We start from the raw sequence: 22,631 nt of genomic DNA, 5'->3' as shown, positions 1-22,631 counted from the left end.
GCGATGAAATGGGAGGAGCGAATGAGCGACACACATGGCTTCGTGCCGGATCCGCCGGTGCGGGTGAAGGACTACCGGATCGGCTGCATCGGCGCCGGCATGATCATGGCCGAGTGCCATCTGGCCGCCTACAGACAAGCGGGCTTTCCGGTCGCAGCCATCGCTTCGCGCACGACGGCCAAGGTGAAGGCCGTCGCCGAGCGCTGGGGCATTCCGACCGTGCACGACACGCCCCCGGCGCTGATTGCCGATCCGAGCATCGAGATCCTCGACATCGCCTATCCGCCGGACCAGCAGCCGGACCTGATCCTGCAGGCGCTGAAGCAGCCGCACATCAAGGCGATCCTGGCGCAGAAGCCGCTGGCGCTGACGCTCGAGGACGCCAGGGCGCTGCGCGACGAGGCGGCGAAGGCCGGCAAGATCCTCTCGGTCAACCAGAACATGCGCTACGACCAGTCGATGCGCGTGCTGAAGCAGATCCTCGACAGGGGCGAACTCGGCACCGCCGTCATGGCGACGATCGAGATGCGCGCCATTCCGCACTGGCAGACGTTCCTCGAGGACTATGACCGGCTGACCCTGTCGAACATGAGCGTGCACCACCTCGACGTGCTGCGCTTCCTGTTCGGCGATCCCGAGGCGATCACCACGGTGACGCGCACGGATCCGCGCACGCAGTTTGCCCACAAGGACGGCATCACCGTGTCGACGCTGACGTTCCCGGGCGGCGTGCTCGCCGTCTCCATGGAGGACGTCTGGTCGGGGCCGCGCGAGGAGGGGTTCGACAGCGACATCTACATCAAGTGGCGGGTCGAGGGCACCGACGGCGTCGCCCAGGGCACGATCGGCTGGCCGGACGGGTCGCCGTCCACCCTTTCCTACGCCTCGAAGAGGACCACCGGCGGCAAATGGGTCTCGCCGAAATGGGAGACGATGTGGTTCCCGCACGCCTTCATCGGCGTGATGGAGCAGCTGCAATACGCGGTGAAGTCCGGCGAGCCGCCGGCGCTCTCCGTCGCCGACAACGTCAAGACCGTCGCGCTCGTCGAGGCGGGCTACCGCTCCATCGAGGAGGGGCGGACGGTCAGGCTTTCAGAAATCGCAATCAACTGAATTCCAAGGGAGGATTTTCACCATGATGCAAACCGGCATTTTCTCCGGCTATTTCCCCTACGGCCTCGAGGAGACGGCGCAGAAGATCAGGGGGCTCGGCTTCAACACCGTCCAGCTCGACATGCACTTCAAGGACATGGACCTGTCCGCGGGCCAGATCACCAAGGACAAATGCGTCCGCATCCGCGAGACCTTCCGTGACCACAACCTGCCGATCTGCTGCATCTCGGGCTACACGAACATCATCCATCCCGACAAGGCCGAGCGCGAGCGCCGGGTCGGCTACCTGAAGGAAATCATCCGCTACGCCCAGCATCTCGGCACACCCTACGTCATTTCCGAGACCGGCACGTTCAACACCGAATCCGACTGGGTGCACCATCCGAAGAACAAGACCGAGGAGGGCTTCGAGGAGTGCCGCAGGGTCATCGCCGACCTGTCGCAGCATGCCTACGACCACGGCGCGGTGTTCCTGCTCGAGACCTACGTCAACAACGTGGTCGGCTCGGTGGAGGAGACGGTGAAGATGTTCGCCCAGGTCGATCATCCCGGGCTGGGGCTCCTGATGGATCCGACGAACTATTTCGAATCCCACAACATCGACCGCATGGACGCGATCCTCAACCAGGTGTTCGACACGCTCTCCGACAAGATCAAGATCGCCCATGCCAAGGACGTGAAGCGGTCGGGCGACGACAAGACGGAAAAGCATGCCGACATCGGCGACGCGGATGCGCTGGAAAGCCACACCTTCCGCGGCGTCGGCGAGATCGAGCTGCCGGCGCCGGGGCTCGGGTCGCTGAACTACGATCTCTACCTGCAGCGGCTTTCGAAGAAGCATCCGAACATTCCGATCATCATCGAACACCTCGACGAGAGCGACGTTCCGCGCGCCAAGAAGTTCCTCGACGGGAAGCTTCGCGCGAACGGGCTCTAACGCCAACCCGGCGGCCGGGCTCCTGTCCGGCCACCCCAACTCCAGACAGGAAAGTCCGCACAACCCGGGCTCACAACAGGAATACTCACATGGTCGAACTCTATGGGAGGGCGATGTCGCGACGCGACATCGCCGCCAACGCCGGATCGTTTTCGCAATTTGCCGGGGTGCGCCTGATGACGCTCGGAGACGGCGTCGAGCGCGGCATCCGCATGCTGGAGTTCCGCAGCGGCACGGGCCTGCGCTTCACGGTGCTGATCGATCGCGCCTTCGACATCGCCGACTGCGATTATCGCGGCATGGCGATCGGCTGGAACTCGCCGGCCGGTTTCAAGCATCCGGGCCTTGCCGAATATGAGGGCGAGGGCGGGCTGGCGTGGCTGCGCTCCTTCTCGGGGCTGATGGTGACCTGCGGGCTCGACCACATCCTGTTCATGAACGACGAGCCCGGGGACAGCTACGTCTACGGCCCGCGCAAGACGATCAGCCATTCGCTGCACGGGCGCATCGGCACCATCCCCGGCAAACTCACCGGATATGGCGAAGACTGGCAGGGCGACGACTGCGTGCTCTGGTGCGAGGGCGTGGTGACGCAGGGAACGGTGTTCGGAGAGCACCTGGAACTCGTCCGCCGCATCGAGATCAAGGCGGGCACGAACGACATCCGGCTGACCGACCGGGTCGTCAACCGCGGCTTCTACCGCACGCCGCACATGTACTGCTACCACATCAATGTCGGCCATCCGGTGCTGGCCGAGAAGTCTCGCTATCTCGCGCCGATCAGGGACGTCGTGTGGGCCGCCCATGCGGGTGCCGACTACCGCAGGCAGGACGTCGGCTACCGCACCATGCCGGCGCCGCAGCTGAATTTCCACGAACAGGTCTGGCAGCACGAGATGGTCGCCGACGGCAACGGCGAGGTGCCGGTCGCCCTCGTCAACGACGCGCTCGGCATCGGCTTCGAGGTCGTCACCCGCAAGGACCAGTTTCCCTGCATGTACGAGTGGCAGAACCTGCAGGCGGGTCAGTACGCGCTCGGGATCGAGCCCTCGACCAATCACGTGCTCGGCCATACCGCCGCGCGCGAGCGTGGCGAGCTGATCTGGCTCGAGCACGCCGAGGAGCGCCGCTACGACACGATCTTCCGCATCCTGCCCGATGCCGATGCCATCGCGGCCAGCGAACGCAGGATCCGCAGCCTTTCCGGGCAGCCGGCCGAGGATTTCCCGGCGCCGAGCGGCCATCACGCGGCGATCGAGGGCCGGTGATGAACGCCCCGTTTTCCCCAGCCAAGGAGACGAACGCCGCCATGTCGATTTCGGGCAAGGTCATTCTCTACACGGGGGCGGCCGGCGGCCTCGGCGCCGAGACCACGCTGAGCTTCCTGCGCGCCGGCGCAAGGGTGGTCGCGATCGACAACGACCCGCGCAAGACCGCCGCGCTGGTCGATGCGGTGGCGAAGGAGGGCCTGAAGGGCCTGACGGTCCGGGCAATCGACCTTTCCGACCTTGCCGGTCTGCGGGCCGAACTCGACAGCATTTCCGGTGAGGTCGGCGGCTTCGACGTGGTCATCAACAACGCCGCCATCTACCCGTCGAAGCCCTTCGAAGACTACAGCATCGAGGACTTCCAGGCGGTGCAGCGGGTAAATGTCGATGCCGGCATCGTCTGCGTCCAGGCGGCCCTGGCGCACATGCGCAAACAGGGCTGGGGGCGGATCGTCAACATCGCCAGCGTCACCGTCTACGGCGGCTGGGCGAACCTTTCGCCCTACGTCCAGTCGAAGGGGGCGCTCGTCGGGCTGACGCGGGCCTGGGCGCGCGAATTCGGCGCCTACGGCATCACCGTCAATGCGGTGGCGCCCGGCGCCTTCCCGACGGATGCCGAGAAGATCCATCCGGATCCGGACGGCTACACGCGCTTCGTGCTGGAACACCAGGCCGTCAAGCGGCGCGGCAGCCCGGCCGACATCGCCGCCGCCCTGACCTTCCTGATCTCCGATGCCGCAGGCTTCATCACCGGCCAGACGCTGAACGTCGACGGCGGCTGGGTGATGCACTGAGTTTTGTCTACACACAAGGATTTGAAAGAAATGGGAATTCTTAGCGGGTTTCGCGTCCTCGACTGCTCGATCGCCATGGCCGGGCCCTTCGCCGCGCAAAGGCTCGGCGATCTCGGGGCCGACGTCATCAAGGTCGAGCCGGTGACCGGCGAATGGCAGCGGCACGTCTCGGCCGGCGGGGCGGGGGGCAACAAGATCAACGTCTCCTTCCTGTCGCTCAACCGCAACAAGCGCTCGCTCGCCGTCGACCTGAAGTCGCCCGAGGGCAAGCAGGTGCTGCTCGACATGGTGAAGACGGCGGACGTGTTCCTGCAGAACTACCGGCCGGGCGTCGCAAAGCGCCTCGGCGTCGACTACGAGACCCTGTCGAAGATCAATCCGCGCCTCGTCTACGTGTCGATGTCGGGCTACGGCGAGGACGGCCCCTACATCAACCGCCCCGGCCAGGACCTGGTGCTCCAGGGCATGTCGGGCGCGATGCTCTCGGCCGGCCGGGCCGACGAGGCGCCGACCGCCGCGGGCCAGTATCTCGTCGATGCGATCACCGCCTACAACGCCTTCGAGGGCGCCTTGGCCGCGCTGTTCCACCGGGAGCGGACGGGCGAGGGCCAGCTCGTCCAGGTCAACATGCTCGACGCGATCACCACGATCCAGATGCAGGAGCTGTCGGTCTTCACGATCGGCAACAAGCCGCAGGCGCGTTCGGCCGAGCCGCATGCGCATGTCTACATCCGGGCGCCCTACGGCGCCTTTGCCACCCGTGACGGCTTCATCATCGTCGCCTTCCCGAAGCTGAAGACGCTGGGCGAGGTGATCGGCGAGGAGAGTTTCCTGACGATGGAGGACGAGGTCGACAGCTGGGCGAGGCGCGACGAGATCTTCGCCAAGACGCGCGAGCGGCTCAAGACGCGGACTTCCGCCGAATGGCTGGAGCGCATGCGCGCCGCCGACATCTGGTGCGGTCCCGTCTACGGCTATGCCGAGCTCGTCGAGGACGAGCAGATCAAGCACAACGGAACCTTCGTCGAGTACGACCATCCGACCGAGGGGCGGGTCAAGACGCCCGGCTTCCCGATCAAGTTCTCCAAGACTCCGTCGACGATCGATCGGGGCGCGCCGACCGTCGGCCAGCACACCCGCGAGATCCTGAAGGACGCGGGATATGACGACGCCCGGATCGAAAGCCTCGCGCGGGCCGGCGCCATCGCCGTGGGGGAGGCGTGAGCATGCAACGCCTGAAAGGGCTGACCTGGGATCATCCGCGCGGCTACAATGCGCTCGCCGCTGCGGCGCGGCGCGCCGAGCTTGCCGAAAGCGGCCTTTCCATCGCGTGGGAAAAACAGCCGCTCGAAGGCTTCGAATCCCATCCGATCGCCGATCTCTGCGCCCGCTACGACCTCGTCGTGCTCGACCATCCGCATGTGGGCGAGGCCGTGGCCGGGGATTGCCTGCAGCCCCTGGAGGCGGTGTTCGACGCCGCGACCGTCGCAGCGCTCGAGGCCGACAGCATCGGGCCGTCGCTCAGAAGCTATCGCTTCGCCGGGTCGCACAGGGCGCTGCCGCTCGATGCGGCGACGCAGGTGCTTGCCGCACGGCAGGAGCTGCTGCCCGGGCCGGTGCCGGTCCTGTGGGAGGACGTCGTGTCCCTGTCGCGGCAGACCGGGAAGGTGGCGCTCTCGCTCGCAGGCCCGCACGCAGCGCTCTCCTTCCTGTCGATCGCCGCCGCATACGGTGAACCGCCGGCGGAAAGAGATCCCGACGTGCTGGTCTCGGCCGAGACCGGAAAGCGCGTCTACGACCTGATGTCCGACCTTTTTTCGCGCAGCCCGCCATCGGTCAGGGACAAGAACCCGATCGGCATCCTCGGCCACATGGCCGCGAACGACGACGTCGTCCTCTGCCCGCTGATCTACGGCTATGTGAACTATGCCGCCCCTGCAGGCGGGCGCCCGATCGCCTTCCACGACGCGCCACGGCGCATCGCCGGCGGCCGGCCGGGCTCGACGCTCGGCGGCACGGGCATCGGCATCTCACGGCGGTGCGCGGTCACGCCGGCACTGAAGCAGCATCTGCTCTGGCTGATGGGGCGGGAGGCGCAGGTCGGCTTCATCCCCGGCCACGACGGCCAGCCGTCACGCCGCGAAGCCTGGCATGATGCCGGGGTGAACGCCCGCTGGGGCAACTTCTACAAGAACACGGCCGAGACGCTGGAGCAGGCCTACGTGCGCCCGCGCCACGATGGCTACATCGCCTTCCAGGGCAAGGCCTCGGCGCTCTTGCGCGAGGCGCTGGAGGCGCGCTCACCCGCCGGCAGTGTGCTCGACGCCCTGCAGGCTCTCTATGCAAGCCACCGCGTGGCCGGTGGCGAAAGGTAGGAAAAATGACGGAAGACATTCTCTTTGCCGTGGACGGCGCGATCGCCACGATCACCCTCAACCGCCCCCAGAAGCTCAACGCCGTGACGCCGGAAATGGCGGACGCGATCGTCGCCGCCGTCGAAGCGTGCAACGACAGCGACACGATCCGTTGCGTCATCCTGACGGGGGCAGGGGAGCGGGCCTTCTGCGCCGGCTCCGACATCCGCGAGCTCGACACCTACGAAACGCCCTGGCAGTTCCGCAACCGCCCCGACTACTGCGATGCCTTCCGGGCCCTGCTGAAGCCGACGATCTGCGCGGTCAACGGCTATGCGCTCGGCGGCGGGCTGGAGACGGCGATGTCGTGCGATATCCGCATCGCTTCCGAAAACGCCCAGTTCGCCGCGCCCGAGATCAAGCTCGGCTGGATCGGCGGCGGCGGCATGGCGGCGCATCTGATGCACTCGATCGGTGCCTCCAACGCGGCGCTGATGCTGATGACGGGTGACGCGATCCCCGCGGACAAGGCGCTTGCCTGGGGGCTGGTCAGCGAGGTCGTGCCGCAGGCGGAACTTTTGTCCCGCGCGCGCGCCATTGCCGAGACGATCGCCTCGCGCGCGCCGATTGCGGCCGAGACCGCCAAGGCCAATCTCAAGGCGGCGGTCTCGATGCCGATCGACAAGGCGATCGAATACGAGCGCGACCTGCAGACGATCTGCTTCGCCACCGCGGACGCGGCCGAGGGACGTGCCGCCTTCAAGGAGAAGCGTCCACCGGTGTTCCGTCGGAGGTGATGGCATGCAGCAGACCCTGACATTCGTGCGCGGCCTCGGCCGGCACCGCGAGGCCTCGGTCCTTGCCATGCTGGCGATCGTCGCGATCTACCTGTCACTCGCCAGCGACTACTTCCTCGAGCCGCGCAACCTGCTGAACGTCGGCCGGCAGGCCTCCGTCGTCGCCATCGTCGCGCTCGGCCAGGCGCTCGTGATCATCGCGCGCGGCATCGATCTGTCGGTGGGCTCGGTCATCGGACTGTCCGCGGTCGTCGCCGCCGTCCTGATGCGCGATACGGGCAGCGAGACGATCGGGCTTGTCGCGGGGCTTCTGACCGGCCTTGCCTGCGGCCTCGTCAACGGGGTGCTCTACACCCGGTTCCGCATCAATCCGTTCATCGCCACGCTCGGCACGCTCTCGATCGCGCGCGGCATCGCGCTGCTGATGACCGGCGGCATTCCCGTGCCGTTCGGAGGCTTCGCCGAGTTCGTCGGCGCCGGGCGCATCTTCGACATCCCCGTGTCCTTCCTCTTGATGATCGCGCTCGCCGTCGTCGTCCACGTCTTCGCAAGCCGCACCGTCGTCGGCCGGGAGATCTATGCGATCGGCGACAATCCGAAGGCCTCGCGCCTGGCCGGCGTCAACCTGCGCGCGATCCGCGTGTTCGTCTTTGCCCTCTGCGGCCTTCTGGCCGGGCTGGGCGGCCTGATTCTGGCCGGCAACCTCGCAAGCGCCGACCCGAACCTCGGCATGGGCTACGAGCTCGATGTCATCGCCGCGGTGATCCTCGGCGGCACGGCGCTGAGCGGCGGTCGCGGCTCCATCCTCGGGGTGGTCATCGGCGCGCTGCTCATGGCGCTTCTCAACAACGCCTTCGTCCTGCTCGGCATCTCCGCCTACTGGCAGGTGGTGACGAAGGGCCTCGTAATCATCTTCGCCGTCGGCCTGGACGGGCTCCAGCGCGGCGGCGACGACGACTGATCTTGTTTCTGGAGGAGATAGACACATGCTCAAGACAATCAGGACCATGGCACTGGCGGCAGTGGCTGCCGCCGCAATCGCCCTTCCCGCCCTTGCGGCCGAGCCGCCGGAGGGCGGCAGCGTCGCCGCCGTCGAAAACACCAAGGGCCCGGTGCGGATCGCCTTCCTTTCGTTCCAGAACAATCCCTTCTGGACGCCGGTGACGGAAGGCGCCAAGGCGGCCAACGACTATCTGTCGAAATTCGACGCCACGGTCGACTTCGTCGATCTCGGCGACGAACTCTCCGCAGAAGCGGTCGTGGCCGGCATCGAGGGCGCGCTGGCCAAGAAGTACGACGGCATCGTCGTGGTTCCGATCTTCGACGGCACGGCCCGCATCATCAACGAGGCGACCGACGAAGGCGTGCCGGTCTTCAACATCATCGCCGAAGGGGCGACGGAATCGAAGCGCCTCGCCTTCATCGGTCAGGACGCGACGTCCGCCGGCAAGCAGATCGGCGAGTACATCGCCGGCAAGATGGACGGCAAGGGCAAGCTCGGCGTCATCACCGGCTACTTCGGCGCCACCCAGCACACCCAGCGGATGAACGGCGCGCTCGACTACATCAAGGCCAATTTCCCGGACATCCAGATCATCGGCCTGTTCGAGAACAAGGACAAGGCGGAGACGGCCTATTCGCTGGTGCAGGACATGGTCACCGCCAATCCGGACCTGTCGATGGTCTACGTCACCGCCGGCGGCCCCTTCGGCGCGGCGAAGGCGGTCAAGGACCTCAAGCTGACCGGCAAGGTGGGTGTCGTCGGCTTCGACCACACGCCGGACAACATGCAGTACCTGAAGAGCGGCGAGATGGTCGGCCTGCTCGACCAGGCGCCCTACCAGCAGGCGCTCGATTCCAGCGTGATGCTCTACAACTACCTCGTCGCCGGCCAGGAACCTCCGGCCAAGGTCATTCCCGTGACCGGAAAGCTCCTCACCCCCGATGATGCAGAGTAACGTCGAAACAGGGGCCGCCGCGCCTGCCGCGGCCCCGCCTCTCGTCCGCGCCCGGGGCATCGCCAAGAGCTTCTCCGCTAATGCCGTGCTCCGTTCCGTCGATCTCGACCTGCATGCCGGCGAAGTCGTCGGACTGCTGGGCGAGAACGGGGCGGGCAAGTCGACCCTGATGCATATCCTGTCGGGCGGCCTGCGGGCGGACGACGGCACGATCGAGATGGACGGGGCGCCGGTCCGCTTCGCCTCGGTCGGCGAGGGCATCGATGCCGGCGTCAGCTTCGTCCATCAGGAACTGTCGGTGGTCGGCGCGCTTTCCGTCGCCGAGAACCTTCATCTCGGGCGGATGGCGAAGACAAGGGCCGGCCTGGTCGATTTCGGGCTGATGCGGCATGCTTCCCGCGCCCTCCTGGCGCGCGTCGGCGCAGGCCATATCGACCCGCGCCGCGAGGCGGGCAGCCTGCGCGCGGGCGAGCAGCAGCTGGTCGAGATCGCCAAGGCAGCCGGGCGAAAGCCGCGCCTCCTGATCCTCGACGAGCCGACGTCGTCGCTCACCCCGCACGAGGTCGGCGGCTTCTTCTCCTATGTCCGCGAGGCGCGGGCGGCGGGTGCGGCCATCATCTTCATCACCCACCGGCTGGAGGAGGCGATGGCGCTTTGCGACCGCGTCGTCGTCCTGCGGAACGGCGCCGTCGTCAGCGAGCGACGCCCCGCAGAAACCACCCGCGGGCAGCTCATCGCCGACATGACCGGCAAGCCGTCGATCTACGCATACCGGCCGCGCGCCGTCGACGAGGGTGCGATCGCCCTGTCGCTGCGCGGCGTCTGCGACGGCCGCCTGCTGCAGGGCATCGACCTCGACGTCCGGAAGGGCGAGGTCTTCGGCCTGTTCGGTCTGGTCGGCGCCGGGCGGACCGAACTGCTCGACGTGATCCACGGCGTCCATCCTGCGACCGCGGGAACGATCGCGCTGTTCGGAGAGCCGGTGGCGCTTCGCGATCCGAGCGAGGCCGTCCGCGCCGGGATCGCGCTGGTGCCGGAAGGGCGCAAGACGGCCGGCATCCTGCCGCAGCACGCGGTTCGCGATAACGCCGCGATCAGCAGCCTCCGGCGCTTTGCCAGGGGACCGTTCTCGGACCGCGGCGGCGATCACGGACGCACGGAAGCCTATCGCCAGAGCCTCGGCATCCGCATGGCGAGCGACCGGCAGGCGATCTCCACGCTGTCGGGCGGCAACCAGCAGAAGGTCATCTTTGCCCGCGCCCTGATGGCCGAGCCCCGCATCCTGCTTCTCGACGAGCCGACGCATGGGGTCGATGTCGGGGCCAAGGCGGATCTCTACGCCATCGTGACGCGGGAGGCGGACAAGGGGCTGACGGTCGTCATCGCCTCTTCGGAGGTCCCGGAGATCCTGGCCGTCTGCGACCGCGTCGCGGTCCTGTCGAAGGGGCGGCTGGCCGGTATTCTCGAACGGGCCGACATGACCGAGGACCGCATTTTGACCATGGCATTCAAGGAGCACTGAAACGTGGACAGCAGCAAGGATATCTTCGCGACCGGCACCTTCGTGGGCCGCATCTGGGATCCGCGGGTGCAGGGGCCGAGCCTCGTCGTGGTCAGGGGCGGCGCCGTCGTCGACATCACCTCGAAGGCGGTGCCCACGATTCGCGACCTGCTGGAACGCGACGACGCCGCCGCCTACGCGGCGCGCGCCGAAGGCACGGTGGTCGCAGGGCTGGATGAACTGCTGAGCCTTTCCGTCGGGAGCGGGAGCAGCCGGACCCTCCATCTCCTGGCGCCGTGCGACCTGCAGGCGGTCAAGGCTTGCGGGGTCACCTTCGCGCGCTCGATGATCGAGCGGGTGATCGAGGAGCGGGCCGCCGGGAACCCGGACCTGGCCCAGAAGATGCGCGAGAAGGTGACCGCGCTCATCGGCGACAGCCTGCGCAACCTGAAGGCCGGATCGCCGGCGGCCGCCAGGGTCAAGCAGGCGCTGATCGAGGAGGGCGTCTGGTCGCAGTATCTCGAGGTCGGCATCGGCCCGGACGCGGAGGTCTTCACCAAGGGGCAGGTGCTTTCATCCGTCGGCCATGCCGCCGATGTCGGCCTGCACCCGATCTCGCGGTGGAACAATCCGGAACCGGAAATCGTGCTTGCCGTCAATTCGCGCGGCGTCGTGCAGGGGGCCACGCTCGGCAACGACGTCAACCTGCGCGACGTCGAGGGGCGCTCGGCCCTGCTTCTCGGGAAGGCGAAGGACAACAATGCGTCCTGCGCGATCGGCCCGTTCATCCGCCTCTTCGATCCCACCTATGCAATCGACGACGTGCGCAATGCCGAGCTGTCGCTCAGGGTCGAAGGCGAGGATGGCTTCGTGCTGAACGGCAGCAGCTCGATGAAGGAGATCAGCCGCGACCCGCTCGAGCTGGTCGCCCAGACGCTGGGCCGCCATCACCAGTATCCGGACGGCTTCATGCTGTTCATGGGCACGCTGTTTGCGCCGACCGAGGACCGCGATTCACCCGGGCAGGGGTTCACCCACAAGATCGGCGACATCGTCACGATCGCCAACGACCGGCTCGGGGCGCTGACGAACCGCGTGCGGCTTTCGACCGAGTGCCCGCCCTGGGATTTCGGCATCTCCCACCTGATGCGCAACCTGTCGCAGCGGCAGCTTCTCTGACAATGGCGCGGGCGGCGGCGTTGCCAGGAGGATGACTCTTTCGTGGCGCCCTGGACTGATTTCAGCGACGGCGTGAGGCTATCCACGCCACCACGCCGTCGTCGGCGGCTCGCGATGGGAACGGGCCACAAGTCGTCTCCGGTTCCCTGGCGCGACCGCTGATGGTCAAGGAACGCCCGTCACCGCGGCGGCGTGTTCTTGCCGGTTATCGAAACGACCTTGGCGTCGCTCAGGGCGCGGGCGATCTCGGCGGTGAGGCCGTCGACGAGTTCGGCGAATTCGCGGCGGCGGTCGTCGCGGATGTCCGGCGGCATCTGATCGACCGTGAGCAGGGCCTGCTCGACCAGGGCGAGGTCTTCGCACATCGTCCGGAAGTTCTCGCTTCGCTCCATCAGCGCGTGGATCTGGGCTGCGTGCGTCGGGAACCGCCTGAGGACCGAGGCCAGTCCTCCATCGCCCGTCTCGAAGCCGGTCCCTTCCGTCATGGCCCACCTCCGCAGATACAACCTCATCCGGTGCTGCGAGCTGTCAGACTAGACGGTCTTTGGCGCGCCTTGACGTAACATACTTGAGGATACGGGCATTTTCGGCGGCCGCCATGCCCATCCCCCCGGGCGGTCGCGTTCGCTCCGGTAACCGCCCGATCGTCGCCGGCGGCGAGGGGAGCGATCCGGCGCCTGCGACAGATTGTCGTTGCGTGACACGTATTTGCGCGTAGGATGCTCGTGCGTACCAGGATGTGCGGGGCCGCAGCCCCTGAAATCGCCTCGGTGGGGGAGAAAATGAGCTTTGCACGCCCGGGAGTTGTTCCGGCGGATGCTCTGGCGCCGCCCATGGATCAGGACATCAGAGACCAACTGGCGAGGATCCGGTCCAGCCCGGCATTCGACGCGCCGGATCGTGCGCAGAAATTCCTGTCCTACGTGGTCGAGGAGGCCCTGCAGGGCCGGTCCGACCGCATCAAGGCCTATTCGGTGGCGCTCGAGGTGTTCGGCCGGGATGCGTCGTTCGATGCCCAGAACGATCCGGTCGTCCGCATCGAGGCCGGGCGGGTGCGGCGCGCGCTCGAGCACTACTATCTCATCGCCGGGCAGGACGACCCGATCCTGATCACCATCCCGAAGGGGGGATATGTCCCGACCTTCACCCAGCTCAATGCAGAACTGCCGAGAGTGACGCGGGACCTGCCCGGGCAGGGGCCCCGGCCGAAAGCCAGTGTCCGGAAGCTGGGGCTGTTCGCTGCCGCCATCCTTCTTCTCGGCGTGGCCGGCTGGGCTGCTCTCAACGGCCCGACACTCGAGCGCCTCGTGGCCGCCGGGGGCGGCGCGGGCGGGAACACGGTGCCCGAGATGCCGAACGTCGTCGTGGCACCGTTCGAGGACATCTCCGGGCTGCCCGGGTCATCGCTTCTCGCCCGCGGTCTCACCGACGAGGTGATCGGCCGGATGGCGCGGTTCAAGGAAATCAAGGTGGTGGCCGGAACGTCGCCGGCCCGGCTCGACGAGCCGGCTGCGGTTTCCGCCCTGCCGCGCTACGGGCTGGAGGGCCGGGTCCGGCTCGACCAGGACCGGTTCCGCCTGTCCGCGCGTCTCGTCAACCAGCGCGACGGCGCGGTCATCTGGACAAGGACCTATGATGCGCAGATCGGCGCGCGCGAGCTTCTCGACATCGAAACCGACATCGCGAGCGACATCGCCGTGTCGCTCGCCCAGCCCTACGGCGTCATCTTTCAGGCGGATGCCTCCGCACTCGCCGATGCCCCGACGAAGGATGCGAAGGCCTATGCCTGCGCGCTGTCGTACTACGGATACCGGGCCGACCTGAAGCGGCAGACCCATGCCGCGGTGCAGGACTGCCTGAAGGACGTCGTCGTCGCGTTCCCGAGCTATGCCACGGCCTGGGCGCTCCTGTCGCTGACCTATCTCGACGAACTGCGGTTTCGCTATCGCCTCGAGGGGCCGGATCGTCCGGAAGACCTGCCTCCCCTGGAACTCGCGATCGAGGCCGCCGAGCGGGCGGTCGGGCTCGACCCCGGCAACGTGCGGGCGCTGCAGGCGGAAATGCTCGCCTACTATTTCAACGGCGACGTACGCAATGCGCTGGCCGTCGGCGAGCGGGCCTTTGCGATCAACCCCAACGACAGCGAATTCGCGGGCGAGTTCGGCTTCCGCCTGGCGCTTGCCGGGCAATGGGACCGCGGCTGCCGCATGGTCGCCAGCAGCGTCGCGCGCAATCCGGGGCCGATGGACTATTTCCAATCCGCGCTTTCCGTCTGCTCCTACATGAGCGGAGACTATCAGGAGGCCGAGCGGTGGGCGCGGGCCTCCAACCTGAAGGACAATCCGATCTTCCACATGATCCTGGCGGCGATCTATGGCCAGAGGGGCAAGATGGCCGAGGCCCGCCTTGAAAAGGAGTGGCTGGAGCGCCATGCGCCCGCGTATCTAGTCGATCCGCGGAAGGAAGTGGCGACGCGGATCCTGCGGGCCGAGGACCAGAACCACTTCATCGAGGGACTGCGCAAGGCAGGCCTCAACGTCGCCCCTGCCGGCACCGCCTTGCCGCCGGCGCTCAAGTCCGAAGCGCCTGCCGCGGCACCGCCGGTTTCGCCGGGCTAGGGGCGCGACGTGCGACCCGTGACGTAGGGGACAAGCTCGATCCTGAGGGCGATGGGGGCGCGATCGCAAGGCGCGCAACTAGCAGAATTAGGGATGAGGCGCCCTATTCGGATTTACTTAAAATTGAAGGTTTCTCCTCATCTGTGAGACAGCTTGAAGTTCTGTCAGGGTGGGGATCAATGTCTGAAATTGCAATCAAACGTCCGTTGTGGATGACGATAACGGCCTGCGGCTTTGCGGCCGTTCTCTTTTCCAGCATCGCGATCGGGGGCACGGCGTGGTACCGGCAGTCGATCGCGACCCGCGATGCCTTGCAGCGGGAGGTCTCCAGCGACCTCGCCCTGATCGAGACCGACATGGCGGCGCAGCGGAAGGCCGCCTCCGCGCTTGCGCTGACGCTGGCCGCGGAGCCCGAGGTGGCCGCGCTGATCAAGAACAATGCCCGCGAGGAGATCATCGCCCGGCATGCGTCCGCATTGCCGGGGGTCGTGCGTGACGGCGGCCTGCAGCTGATGACGTTCATCAGCGCGAAGGGTGAAGCCGTCGCCCGCATCCACACGCCGGACAAGTTCGGCGACGACATCACCGGCCGCCGCAAGACCGTTGTCGAGGCCCTCTCCAGCGGCAAGCTGGTGGCCGGCATCGAGCCCGGGCGCACGGCCGTCAGCATGTTCGCCTCCGCCCCGGTCATCGACAACGGCCAGACGGTCGGCGTCGTCGACGTCGGCACGAGCCTGACGAATGCCTATTTCGAGCCGCTGGCGCAGCGCATCGGCGGCGACGTGGCGGTCCACATCCTCGTCGACGGCAAGCTGGAGAAGCAGGCCTCGACCCTGGAGACGCCGCTTCTGTCGGCCGATGACCTGAAGGCCGCCTTCGACGGCGCCGACATTCAGAAGCAGGTCACGCTCGACGACACGACCTTCGTCGTCAAGGCCGTTCCCTTCAACAACTACTCCGGCACCAAGATCGGCATCCTGGAGATCGCCTCCGACGTCAGCTCGGTCGTGAACGACGGCAGGACGGCGCTTTGGATGACGATCATCGGCACCGTGGTGGTGGCGATCCTGTCGCTCCTGGGCTTCTTCTTCTTCGCCCGCTCGCTGGGCGGCACGATCGCCCGGCTGACGGGCACGATGACGAGCGTGGCGGGTGGCGACCTTGCGGCCGTGATCGAAGGCGACAACCGTCCCGACGAGGTCGGCGCGATGGCGCGTGCGGTGAAGGTCTTCAAGGACAATGCGTTGAAGACACGCGAACTGGAGCGCGAGACGGAAGCCCAAAGGACCAGTTCCGAGGAGCAGCGCCGTCTTGCCGCCGAACAGGACCGGGCCCGCGCGGAAGCGATGGCGCAGGCGACCAACGGCCTGGCTTCGGGGCTGCAGCAGCTTGCCTCCGGCGATCTCGGCGTCCAGCTGACCCAGCCGTTCTCCGAGGAGTTCGAGAGCCTGCGCAGCGACTTCAACCGCGCGGTCGCGCAGCTGCGCGAGACGATGGCCGCCGTTGCTGCGGCAACCGGCTCCATCGACAGCGGCTCGCGCGAGATCAGCCAGAGCGCCGACGACCTGTCCAAGCGCACCGAGCAGCAGGCCGCCTCGCTCGAGGAGACCGCCGCAGCCCTCGACCAGATCACGACGAACGTCGCCAACTCCTCCAATCGCGTGGAGGAAGCCCGCTCGGTGGCCATCCAGGCCAACAAGAGCGCCCGGCAGTCGGGCGAGGTGGTCGCGAACGCGGTCGACGCGATGGGCAAGATCGAGCAGTCCTCCAACCAGATCTCCAACATCATCGGCGTGATCGACGACATCGCGTTCCAGACGAACCTTCTGGCGCTCAACGCGGGCGTCGAGGCCGCGCGTGCAGGCGAGGCCGGCAAGGGCTTTGCCGTCGTCGCGCAGGAGGTCCGCGAGCTTGCGCAGCGTTCCGCCACCGCCGCCAAGGAGATCAAGGGGCTGATCAGCAACTCTTCGGTCGAGGTCGGAAACGGCGTGCAGCTGGTGAGCCAGACGGGCGAGGCGTTGCGGGCGATCGAAAGCTATATCGTCTCGATCAACCAGCACATGGATGCGATCGCGACCTCGTCGCGGGAACAGTCGATCGGGCTCGCCGAGGTCAACACCGCCGTCAACCAGATGGACCAGGTGACCCAGCAGAATGCAGCGATGGTGGAGGAAGCCAATGCCGCAGGCGCGACGCTGGCAACGGAGGCCACGCGGCTGCGCGAACTGGTCGGACAGTTCCAGCTGGGCTACGACAGGCCGGCGGCATCCTCGGCATCTCCGGCGTGCCCGGCCGTGCCTGCTGCGGCCAGCGCCCAGAGCGCTCCTTCGAGCTCGCCCGCCCGCGGCATGATGAACCGCCTCGCCAGCGCGTTCGCCTCGAACGGCTCGGCGGCCGTCGCAGTCAAGAACGACAGCTGGGAAGAGTTCTGAGCACCTGGACGCAAGTGATCGGACAAAGGCGGACGGGAGGGCTCCCGTCCGCCTTTTCAATTTGAGCCTGCCGCCGCTGCCTCAGGCGACCGGCGGCTCCCAGTTCAGATAGAAGCCGATATCGCCCGGCACGCCGCCGGGAAAGCTGATGACCATGGCCTTCAGGCGATAGCCCTGCGGCTGCGCCACGTCCTTGAAGCGGTCGTAGAGTTCCTTCGCCTTGCCCTGCAGGGTATTCGGCCAGTCCGGGTCGGCATTGTTGATCGCCCGGCCGCTGTCGGTGCAGAAGTCGGAGGGGAAGCTGTAGACGAGGGCTTCCATCTTGCCGTCCTTCACCGCCCGCGCCACGACGTTGCGGATGATGGCACGCTCCTGTTCGCCGACATGCTTGTGGAAGAAGTCGTCGGCAAATTTCGAAAGCTCCTCGCGCTTGAGGTCCCTGAGCTTGTCTTCGCGCTCCATCTCGGCGAGCTGCTTTTCCAGCATCTGCTTGCGCAGCTCCTCGGCACTGACGACGGCGGCATTGGGATCGACAGGGGTCTGCGACATGTCGGCGGCTCCGGATTGTTGCGTTCCGTCGAGACTAGGCCCGGGCAGGCGCGGCCTGAAGTAATATACGTGAACATCGCTAGTACGTCGTCCATCGGACGGCAGCACGGGTTCGGACACCTCTCCCGACGCGGCTGCGGGCGTCATCGCGCCACCGACGACGGCGGCGACGGGCGAACCGCTCAACCTGAGAAAACCGGCGGCAAGCCCAGGGCCGGCAATACATGTCTGCGGTCAGTATGCTCCGGTAAGATACGTCCAAGTCCGGCCTGAAAACGATACAGTCTCCTCCACGCATCGACCTGCCGACGTGCCTCGTTCCTGCACCCGGAGAATGTCATGGCAGTCACCCACGATCATGTAGTCGTAGCAGAACAGCCGTCGGACAAGCTGACGCTCCTGCCGCTCACGGCGCTCGTCGTCGGCTCGATGATCGGAGGCGGCGTCTTCAACCTGCCGTCCGACATGTCCCGGGGCGCTTCGCCGGGCGCCATCCTGATCGGCTGGATCATCACCGGGCTCGGCATGCTCATGCTCGCCCTCGTCTACCAGTCGCTGGCCAACCGCAAGCCCGACCTGAACGCCGGCCCCTATGCCTATGCCAGGGCCGGCTTCGGGCCGTTCATCGGCTTCAACAGCGCCTGGGGCTACTGGCTGAGCGCGTTTCTCGGCAACGTCGCCTATGCGGTGGCGATCTTCTCGGCGCTGTCGTTCTTCATTCCCGCCTTCGGCGACGGCAACAACCTGATCTCGATCCTGGGCGCCTCGGTCTGCCTGTGGCTGATCCATGCGCTGGTGCTGAACGGCATCAAGCAGGCCGCCTTCGTCAACATCGTCACGACGGTCGCCAAGCTCGTTCCGCTGTTCCTGTTCATCCTGATTGCGATCGTCGCGTTCAACTGGGACCGGTTCACCTTCGATTTCTGGGGGCGGGCCGCCACGGGCGAGGGCGCCGGGCTCGGCAGCATCATGGATCAGGTCAAGAGCACGATGCTGGTGACGCTGTGGGTGTTCATCGGCATCGAGGGCGCCAGCGTCTATTCCGCCCGGGCCGCCAGGCGGTCCGACGTCGGGCGGGCGACGGTGATCGGCTTTCTCGGCGCGCTCGGGATCTACGTCCTCGTGTCGATGCTTTCGACCGGCATGCTGAGCCAGCCCGAGCTCGCCGGTCTCAAGGTGCCCTCCATGGCCGGCGTGCTGGAGCCCTTGGTGGGGCGCTGGGGCGCCTCGCTCGTCAATATCGGCCTGATGATCTCCGTCGGCGGCGCGTTCCTGTCGTGGACGCTGCTGTGCGCCGAAATCCCCTATACCTGCGGCCGCGACGGCACGTTTCCGAAATGGTTCGCCGCCGAGAACGCCAACGGCTCGCCGGTCAACGCGCTCTGGGCGACGAATATCCTGATCCAGGTGTTCCTCGTGCTCAGCTTCTTCTCCAAGAGCGCCTACCAGTTCTTCTATTTCATCGCCTCGGTCGCGATCCTTCCGCCCTATGTCTTCTCCGGCGCCTATGCGCTGAAGCTCGCGATGACGGGCGAGACCTACGGCCCCGGCGACAAGGCGCGCAGGCGCGACATGATCGTGGGGCTGATCGCCACCCTCTACGGGGTCTGGCTCGTCTATGCGGCGGGGCTCACCTACCTGCTCATGTGCGCCGTGCTCTTCGCACCCGGCATCCTCGTCTATGCGCGGGCGCGCAGGGAGCATGGCGAGCCCGCCTTCGTCGGCAAGGAACTGCCCATTGCGATCGGCATCGGCGTTCTGGCGCTGCTCGCCCTCTACCTGATGTGGACCGGAAGGATCAGTCCCTTCTAGTCGCGAGCGGTGCGCCCAATCTCGAAGCATTCCTTGCGGTGGAGGAGCCACAATGCGCAATTTCGGTGTCCATTCGGAAGTCGGCAAGCTGAGAACCGTCATGGTCTGCAGGCCATCGCTCGCGCATCAGAGGCTGACGCCGGGCAACTGCCACGACCTTCTGTTCGACGACGTGATCTGGGTCCACGAGGCGCAGAAGGACCACTACGACTTCGTGCTGAAGATGCAGGAACGCGGCGTCGAAGTGCTGGAGCTTCACGATCTGCTCGCCGAGACGCTCGCCGACGCAGAAGCGCGCGATTTCGTGCTCGACCGCCGGATCGTCCCCAACGTGCTCGGCGTGCAGGTGGCGGACGCCATTCGCCCCTGGCTGGACGAGATGCCGGACAAGCAGCTCGCGGCCTTTCTGATCGGCGGCATCGCGGTCTCCGACCTGCCGGACATCCGCGGAAAGGATCTCATGCTCGAGGCGCTCGGCGCTCCCGAGTTCGTCATCCCGCCGATCCCCAACACGCTGTTCCAGCGCGATCCCTCCTGCTGGATCTACGGCGGCGTCACCTGCAATCCGATGTACTGGCCCGCGCGCCGGGCCGAGACTCTGCTGCAGCGGGCGGTCTACAAGTTCCATCCGTCCTTCAAGGGCGGCGATTTCCGGATCTGGTGGGGGGATTCCGACGAGCCGTTCGCCAACGCCACGATGGAGGGCGGCGATGTCATGCCGATCGGCAACGGCGTCGTCCTGATCGGCATGGGCGAACGCACGACCTACCAGGCCGTCGGCCAGGTGGCGCAGGCGCTGTTCAGGGCCAAGGCCGCCACGCGCGTCATCGGCTGCCTGATGCCGAAGAGCCGGGCCGCCATGCACCTCGATACGGTGTTCAGCTTCTGCGATCGCGACCTCGTGACGCTCTTTGCCGACGTCGTCGATCAGATCCGTTGCTACAGCGTCCATCCGAGCGGCGACGACGGCGCCTATCAGGTGCATCCGGAGAAGAGGCCGATGCTGGAGGTCGTCGCAGAGGCGCTCGGCGTCAAGAAGCTGCGCACCGTCGCCACCGGCGGCAACGCCTACGAGGCCGAGCGCGAACAATGGGACGACGGCAACAACGTGGTCGCGCTGGAGCCGGGCGTGGTGGTCGCCTACGACCGCAACACCCATACCAACACGCTGCTGCGCAAGGCCGGCGTCGAGGTCATCACCATTCGCGGTTCCGAGCTCGGCCGCGGTCGCGGCGGCGGGCACTGCATGACCTGCCCGATCTGGCGCGATCCGGCCTGACGCTTCCGAGCCATCCGAAAAGCCAACACTGCTGGAGCTGCACCATGAGCCTCAACCTTCGCAATCGTTCGCTTCTGACGGTACAGGACTATACGCCGCGCGAGTTCCGCTTCCTTCTCGATCTGGCCCGCGACCTGAAGCGCGCCAAATATGCCCGCACCGAGCAACAGCACCTCAAGGGCAAGGAGATCTGCCTCATCTTCGAGAAGACCTCGACGCGCACGCGGTGCGCCTTCGAGGTCGCCTGCTCCGACCAGGGGGCGAACGTCACCTACCTCGACCCCGCCGGCTCGCAGATCGGCCACAAGGAATCGTTCAAGGACACCGCGCGGGTGCTCGGGCGCATGTACGACGCGATCGAGTATCGCGGGTCGGCGCAGACGGGTGTCGAGACGCTTGCGAAATATGCCGGCGTGCCGGTCTACAACGGCCTGACCGACGAATATCACCCGACCCAGATGCTCGCCGACGTGATGACGATGCGCGAGCACGCCGACCGGCCGATCAGCGAGATCAAATATGCCTATGTCGGCGACACGCGCTCCAACATGGGCCATTCCCTGCTGATCGTCGGCTGCCTGATGGGCATGGACGTGCGCATCTGCGGCCCGAAATCGCTCTGGCCGGCCGACGAATACCGCAAGATCGCGGACGAACTGGCGGAGAGATCGGGCGCGCGCCTGACCGTCACCGACGATCCGAAGGCCGCCGTGAAGGGCGTCGACTTCATCCACACCGACGTCTGGGTGTCGATGGGCGAGCCGAAGGAGGTCTGGAAGGAGCGGATCAAGCTTCTCACGCCCTACCAGGTCAACAAGGCGCTGATGAAGGCTAGCGGCAACGCCCAGGTCAAGTTCATGCACTGCCTGCCCGCCTTCCATGACACCGAGACGGTGCTCGGCAAGCAGATTGCCGACGACTACGGCATGACGAACGGTCTGGAGGTGACGAACGACGTCTTCGAGTCCGAGGCGAACATCGCCTTCGAGCAGGCGGAGAACCGGCTTCACTCGATCAAGGCCCTTCTCGTGGCCACGCTGGGAGACTGACCATGCGCATCGTGATCGCATTGGGCGGAAATGCGCTGTTGAAGCGCGGCGAACCGATGACGGCGGAGGTGCAGCGGCACAACATCCATACTGCCGCCGTCGCCATCGCGCCGATCACCACGGAGCACCAGGTGGTGATCACCCACGGCAACGGGCCGCAGGTGGGCCTGCTGGCGCTGCAGGGGGCATCCTACAAGCCAGAGGAGGCCTATCCGCTCGACGTGCTCGGCGCGGAGACCGAAGGGATGATCGGCTACATGCTGGAACAGGAACTCGGCAACCTCCTGCCCTTCGAGGTCCCGTTCGCCACCCTGCTCACCATGGTCGAGGTCGATGCGGACGACCCCGGATTCCAGAACCCGACCAAGTTCGTGGGGCCGGTCTACGAGAAGGCCGATGCCGACCGGATGGCCGGCGAGAAGGGATGGGTCTTCAAGCAGGATGGCGAGAAATGGCGGCGGGTCGTCCCGTCGCCCATGCCCAAGCGCATCTTCGAGATCCGGCCGGTGAAATGGCTGCTCGACAAGGGGACGATCGTCATCTGTGCCGGCGGCGGCGGCATTCCCACCATGTACGAGAAGGGCAAGGAACGCTCGCTGACGGGCATCGAGGCCGTCATCGACAAGGATTTCTGCTCGGAGCTGCTCGCCCGCGAACTCGAGGCCGACCTGTTCATCATGGCGACCGATGCCGATGCCGTCTTCACCGACTGGGGCAAGCCGGAGCAGAAGGCGATCCATCGCGCCAATCCGGAGGCGATCCGGAAATACCCGTTCCCGGCCGGATCGATGGGACCGAAGGTCGATGCGGCCTGCCGCTTCGCCCAGCGGACCGGAAAGACCGCCGCGATCGGCGCTCTGGCCGACATCGAGCAGATCGTGCGCGGCGAGCGGGGAACGATCGTGAACTCGACCTTCTCGGGCATGGCGTGGCACTGAAGGGCGCCTGAACGGGGCGCCTGACAGGGTGCGGGCCAGGACGGTGCCGGGGA

The 22,631-nt window shown here is 66.5% G+C and carries 19 protein-coding genes; 17 read left to right on the top strand and 2 right to left on the bottom strand.

Annotated elements, in window-relative coordinates:
- The first annotated feature begins 21 nt into the window (after positions 1 to 21).
- The 11 genes from P0086_RS22445 to P0086_RS22395 all read left to right on the top strand — a co-directional run bounded on the left by P0086_RS22445 (position 22) and on the right by P0086_RS22395 (position 11,901).
- Entirely contained in the window at positions 22 to 1,113 is a 1,092-nt protein-coding gene (locus P0086_RS22445) for a Gfo/Idh/MocA family oxidoreductase (protein WP_275790118.1), read from the top strand.
- 22 nt (positions 1,114 to 1,135) lie between these two features.
- Positions 1,136 to 2,050: a sugar phosphate isomerase/epimerase gene (locus tag P0086_RS22440; protein ID WP_275790116.1), complete on the top strand. Its 915-nt coding sequence runs from the start codon at positions 1,136 to 1,138 to the stop codon at positions 2,048 to 2,050.
- Positions 2,051 to 2,139: 89 nt separating this feature from the next.
- On the top strand, positions 2,140 to 3,318 hold the full coding sequence (locus tag P0086_RS22435) for an aldose 1-epimerase family protein (RefSeq protein WP_275790113.1): 1,179 nt from the start codon (positions 2,140 to 2,142) through the stop codon (positions 3,316 to 3,318).
- 41 nt (positions 3,319 to 3,359) lie between these two features.
- Positions 3,360 to 4,112 carry an SDR family oxidoreductase gene (locus P0086_RS22430; protein WP_275790110.1) on the top strand — a complete coding sequence of 251 codons (753 nt, stop codon included), beginning with the start codon at positions 3,360 to 3,362 and terminating at the stop codon, positions 4,110 to 4,112.
- 30 nt (positions 4,113 to 4,142) lie between these two features.
- Positions 4,143 to 5,336, top strand: coding sequence for a CoA transferase (locus P0086_RS22425; RefSeq protein ID WP_112598362.1), 1,194 nt, complete (start codon positions 4,143 to 4,145; stop codon positions 5,334 to 5,336).
- A gap of 2 nt (positions 5,337 to 5,338) precedes the next feature.
- Positions 5,339 to 6,487, top strand: coding sequence for a carbohydrate ABC transporter substrate-binding protein (locus P0086_RS22420; protein ID WP_275790107.1), 1,149 nt, complete (start codon positions 5,339 to 5,341; stop codon positions 6,485 to 6,487).
- Positions 6,488 to 6,492: 5 nt separating this feature from the next.
- Entirely contained in the window at positions 6,493 to 7,263 is a 771-nt protein-coding gene (locus P0086_RS22415; RefSeq protein ID WP_148151012.1) for an enoyl-CoA hydratase/isomerase family protein, read from the top strand.
- 4 nt (positions 7,264 to 7,267) lie between these two features.
- On the top strand, positions 7,268 to 8,224 hold the full coding sequence (locus P0086_RS22410) for an ABC transporter permease (protein ID WP_275790104.1): 957 nt from the start codon (positions 7,268 to 7,270) through the stop codon (positions 8,222 to 8,224).
- Between the two features lie 25 nt (positions 8,225 to 8,249).
- Entirely contained in the window at positions 8,250 to 9,221 is a 972-nt protein-coding gene (locus P0086_RS22405) for a sugar ABC transporter substrate-binding protein (protein WP_275790102.1), read from the top strand.
- Entirely contained in the window at positions 9,208 to 10,743 is a 1,536-nt protein-coding gene (locus P0086_RS22400) for a sugar ABC transporter ATP-binding protein (protein ID WP_275790100.1), read from the top strand. The genes P0086_RS22405 and P0086_RS22400 overlap by 14 nt, the downstream gene beginning before the upstream one ends.
- Positions 10,744 to 10,746: 3 nt before the next feature.
- On the top strand, positions 10,747 to 11,901 hold the full coding sequence (locus P0086_RS22395) for a fumarylacetoacetate hydrolase family protein (protein WP_275790097.1): 1,155 nt from the start codon (positions 10,747 to 10,749) through the stop codon (positions 11,899 to 11,901).
- A 179-nt stretch (positions 11,902 to 12,080) separates the two neighbouring features.
- Here the strand turns inward: P0086_RS22395 and P0086_RS22390 are convergent, their stop codons facing one another.
- The gene (locus P0086_RS22390) at positions 12,081 to 12,386 is read right to left on the bottom strand and encodes a hypothetical protein (RefSeq protein ID WP_275790095.1); all 306 of its coding nucleotides are present in this window, start codon (positions 12,384 to 12,386) and stop codon (positions 12,081 to 12,083) included.
- Between the two features lie 297 nt (positions 12,387 to 12,683).
- On the opposite strand from P0086_RS22390, the gene P0086_RS22385 reads away from it, so the two are divergent.
- Positions 12,684 to 14,519, top strand: coding sequence for a hypothetical protein (locus P0086_RS22385; protein ID WP_275790092.1), 1,836 nt, complete (start codon positions 12,684 to 12,686; stop codon positions 14,517 to 14,519).
- 179 nt (positions 14,520 to 14,698) lie between these two features.
- Complete coding sequence (locus P0086_RS22380) at positions 14,699 to 16,951, top strand: methyl-accepting chemotaxis protein (RefSeq protein WP_275790089.1); 2,253 nt, start codon at positions 14,699 to 14,701, stop codon at positions 16,949 to 16,951.
- 81 nt (positions 16,952 to 17,032) lie between these two features.
- On the opposite strand, the gene P0086_RS22375 is transcribed toward P0086_RS22380, so the two are convergent.
- Positions 17,033 to 17,500, bottom strand: a complete 468-nt coding sequence (locus tag P0086_RS22375; RefSeq protein ID WP_275790087.1) for a hypothetical protein — start codon at positions 17,498 to 17,500, stop codon at positions 17,033 to 17,035.
- Between the two features lie 339 nt (positions 17,501 to 17,839).
- On the opposite strand from P0086_RS22375, the gene arcD reads away from it, so the two are divergent.
- Genes arcD through arcC form a run of 4 tightly spaced genes read left to right on the top strand, consistent with a single transcriptional unit; the run spans position 17,840 to position 22,578 of the window.
- Positions 17,840 to 19,312, top strand: a complete 1,473-nt coding sequence (arcD, locus tag P0086_RS22370; protein WP_275790085.1) for an arginine-ornithine antiporter — start codon at positions 17,840 to 17,842, stop codon at positions 19,310 to 19,312.
- A 52-nt stretch (positions 19,313 to 19,364) separates the two neighbouring features.
- Positions 19,365 to 20,591, top strand: a complete 1,227-nt coding sequence (arcA, locus tag P0086_RS22365) for an arginine deiminase (RefSeq protein ID WP_112598377.1) — start codon at positions 19,365 to 19,367, stop codon at positions 20,589 to 20,591.
- A 44-nt stretch (positions 20,592 to 20,635) separates the two neighbouring features.
- The gene (locus P0086_RS22360; RefSeq protein WP_112598379.1) at positions 20,636 to 21,640 is read left to right on the top strand and encodes an ornithine carbamoyltransferase; all 1,005 of its coding nucleotides are present in this window, start codon (positions 20,636 to 20,638) and stop codon (positions 21,638 to 21,640) included.
- Between the two features lie 2 nt (positions 21,641 to 21,642).
- Positions 21,643 to 22,578 (top strand): carbamate kinase, encoded by a 936-nt coding sequence (arcC, locus tag P0086_RS22355; protein WP_112598380.1) that lies wholly within the window; start codon positions 21,643 to 21,645, stop codon positions 22,576 to 22,578.
- Positions 22,579 to 22,631: the final 53 nt, after the last annotated feature.

Origin of the sequence: Mycoplana sp. MJR14 (assembly GCF_029210525.1) — a bacterium.
GTDB lineage: Bacteria > Pseudomonadota > Alphaproteobacteria > Rhizobiales > Rhizobiaceae > Mycoplana.
The sequence above is the reverse complement of the archived record's forward strand: the minus strand, read 5'-3'. Positions and strand labels throughout refer to the sequence as shown.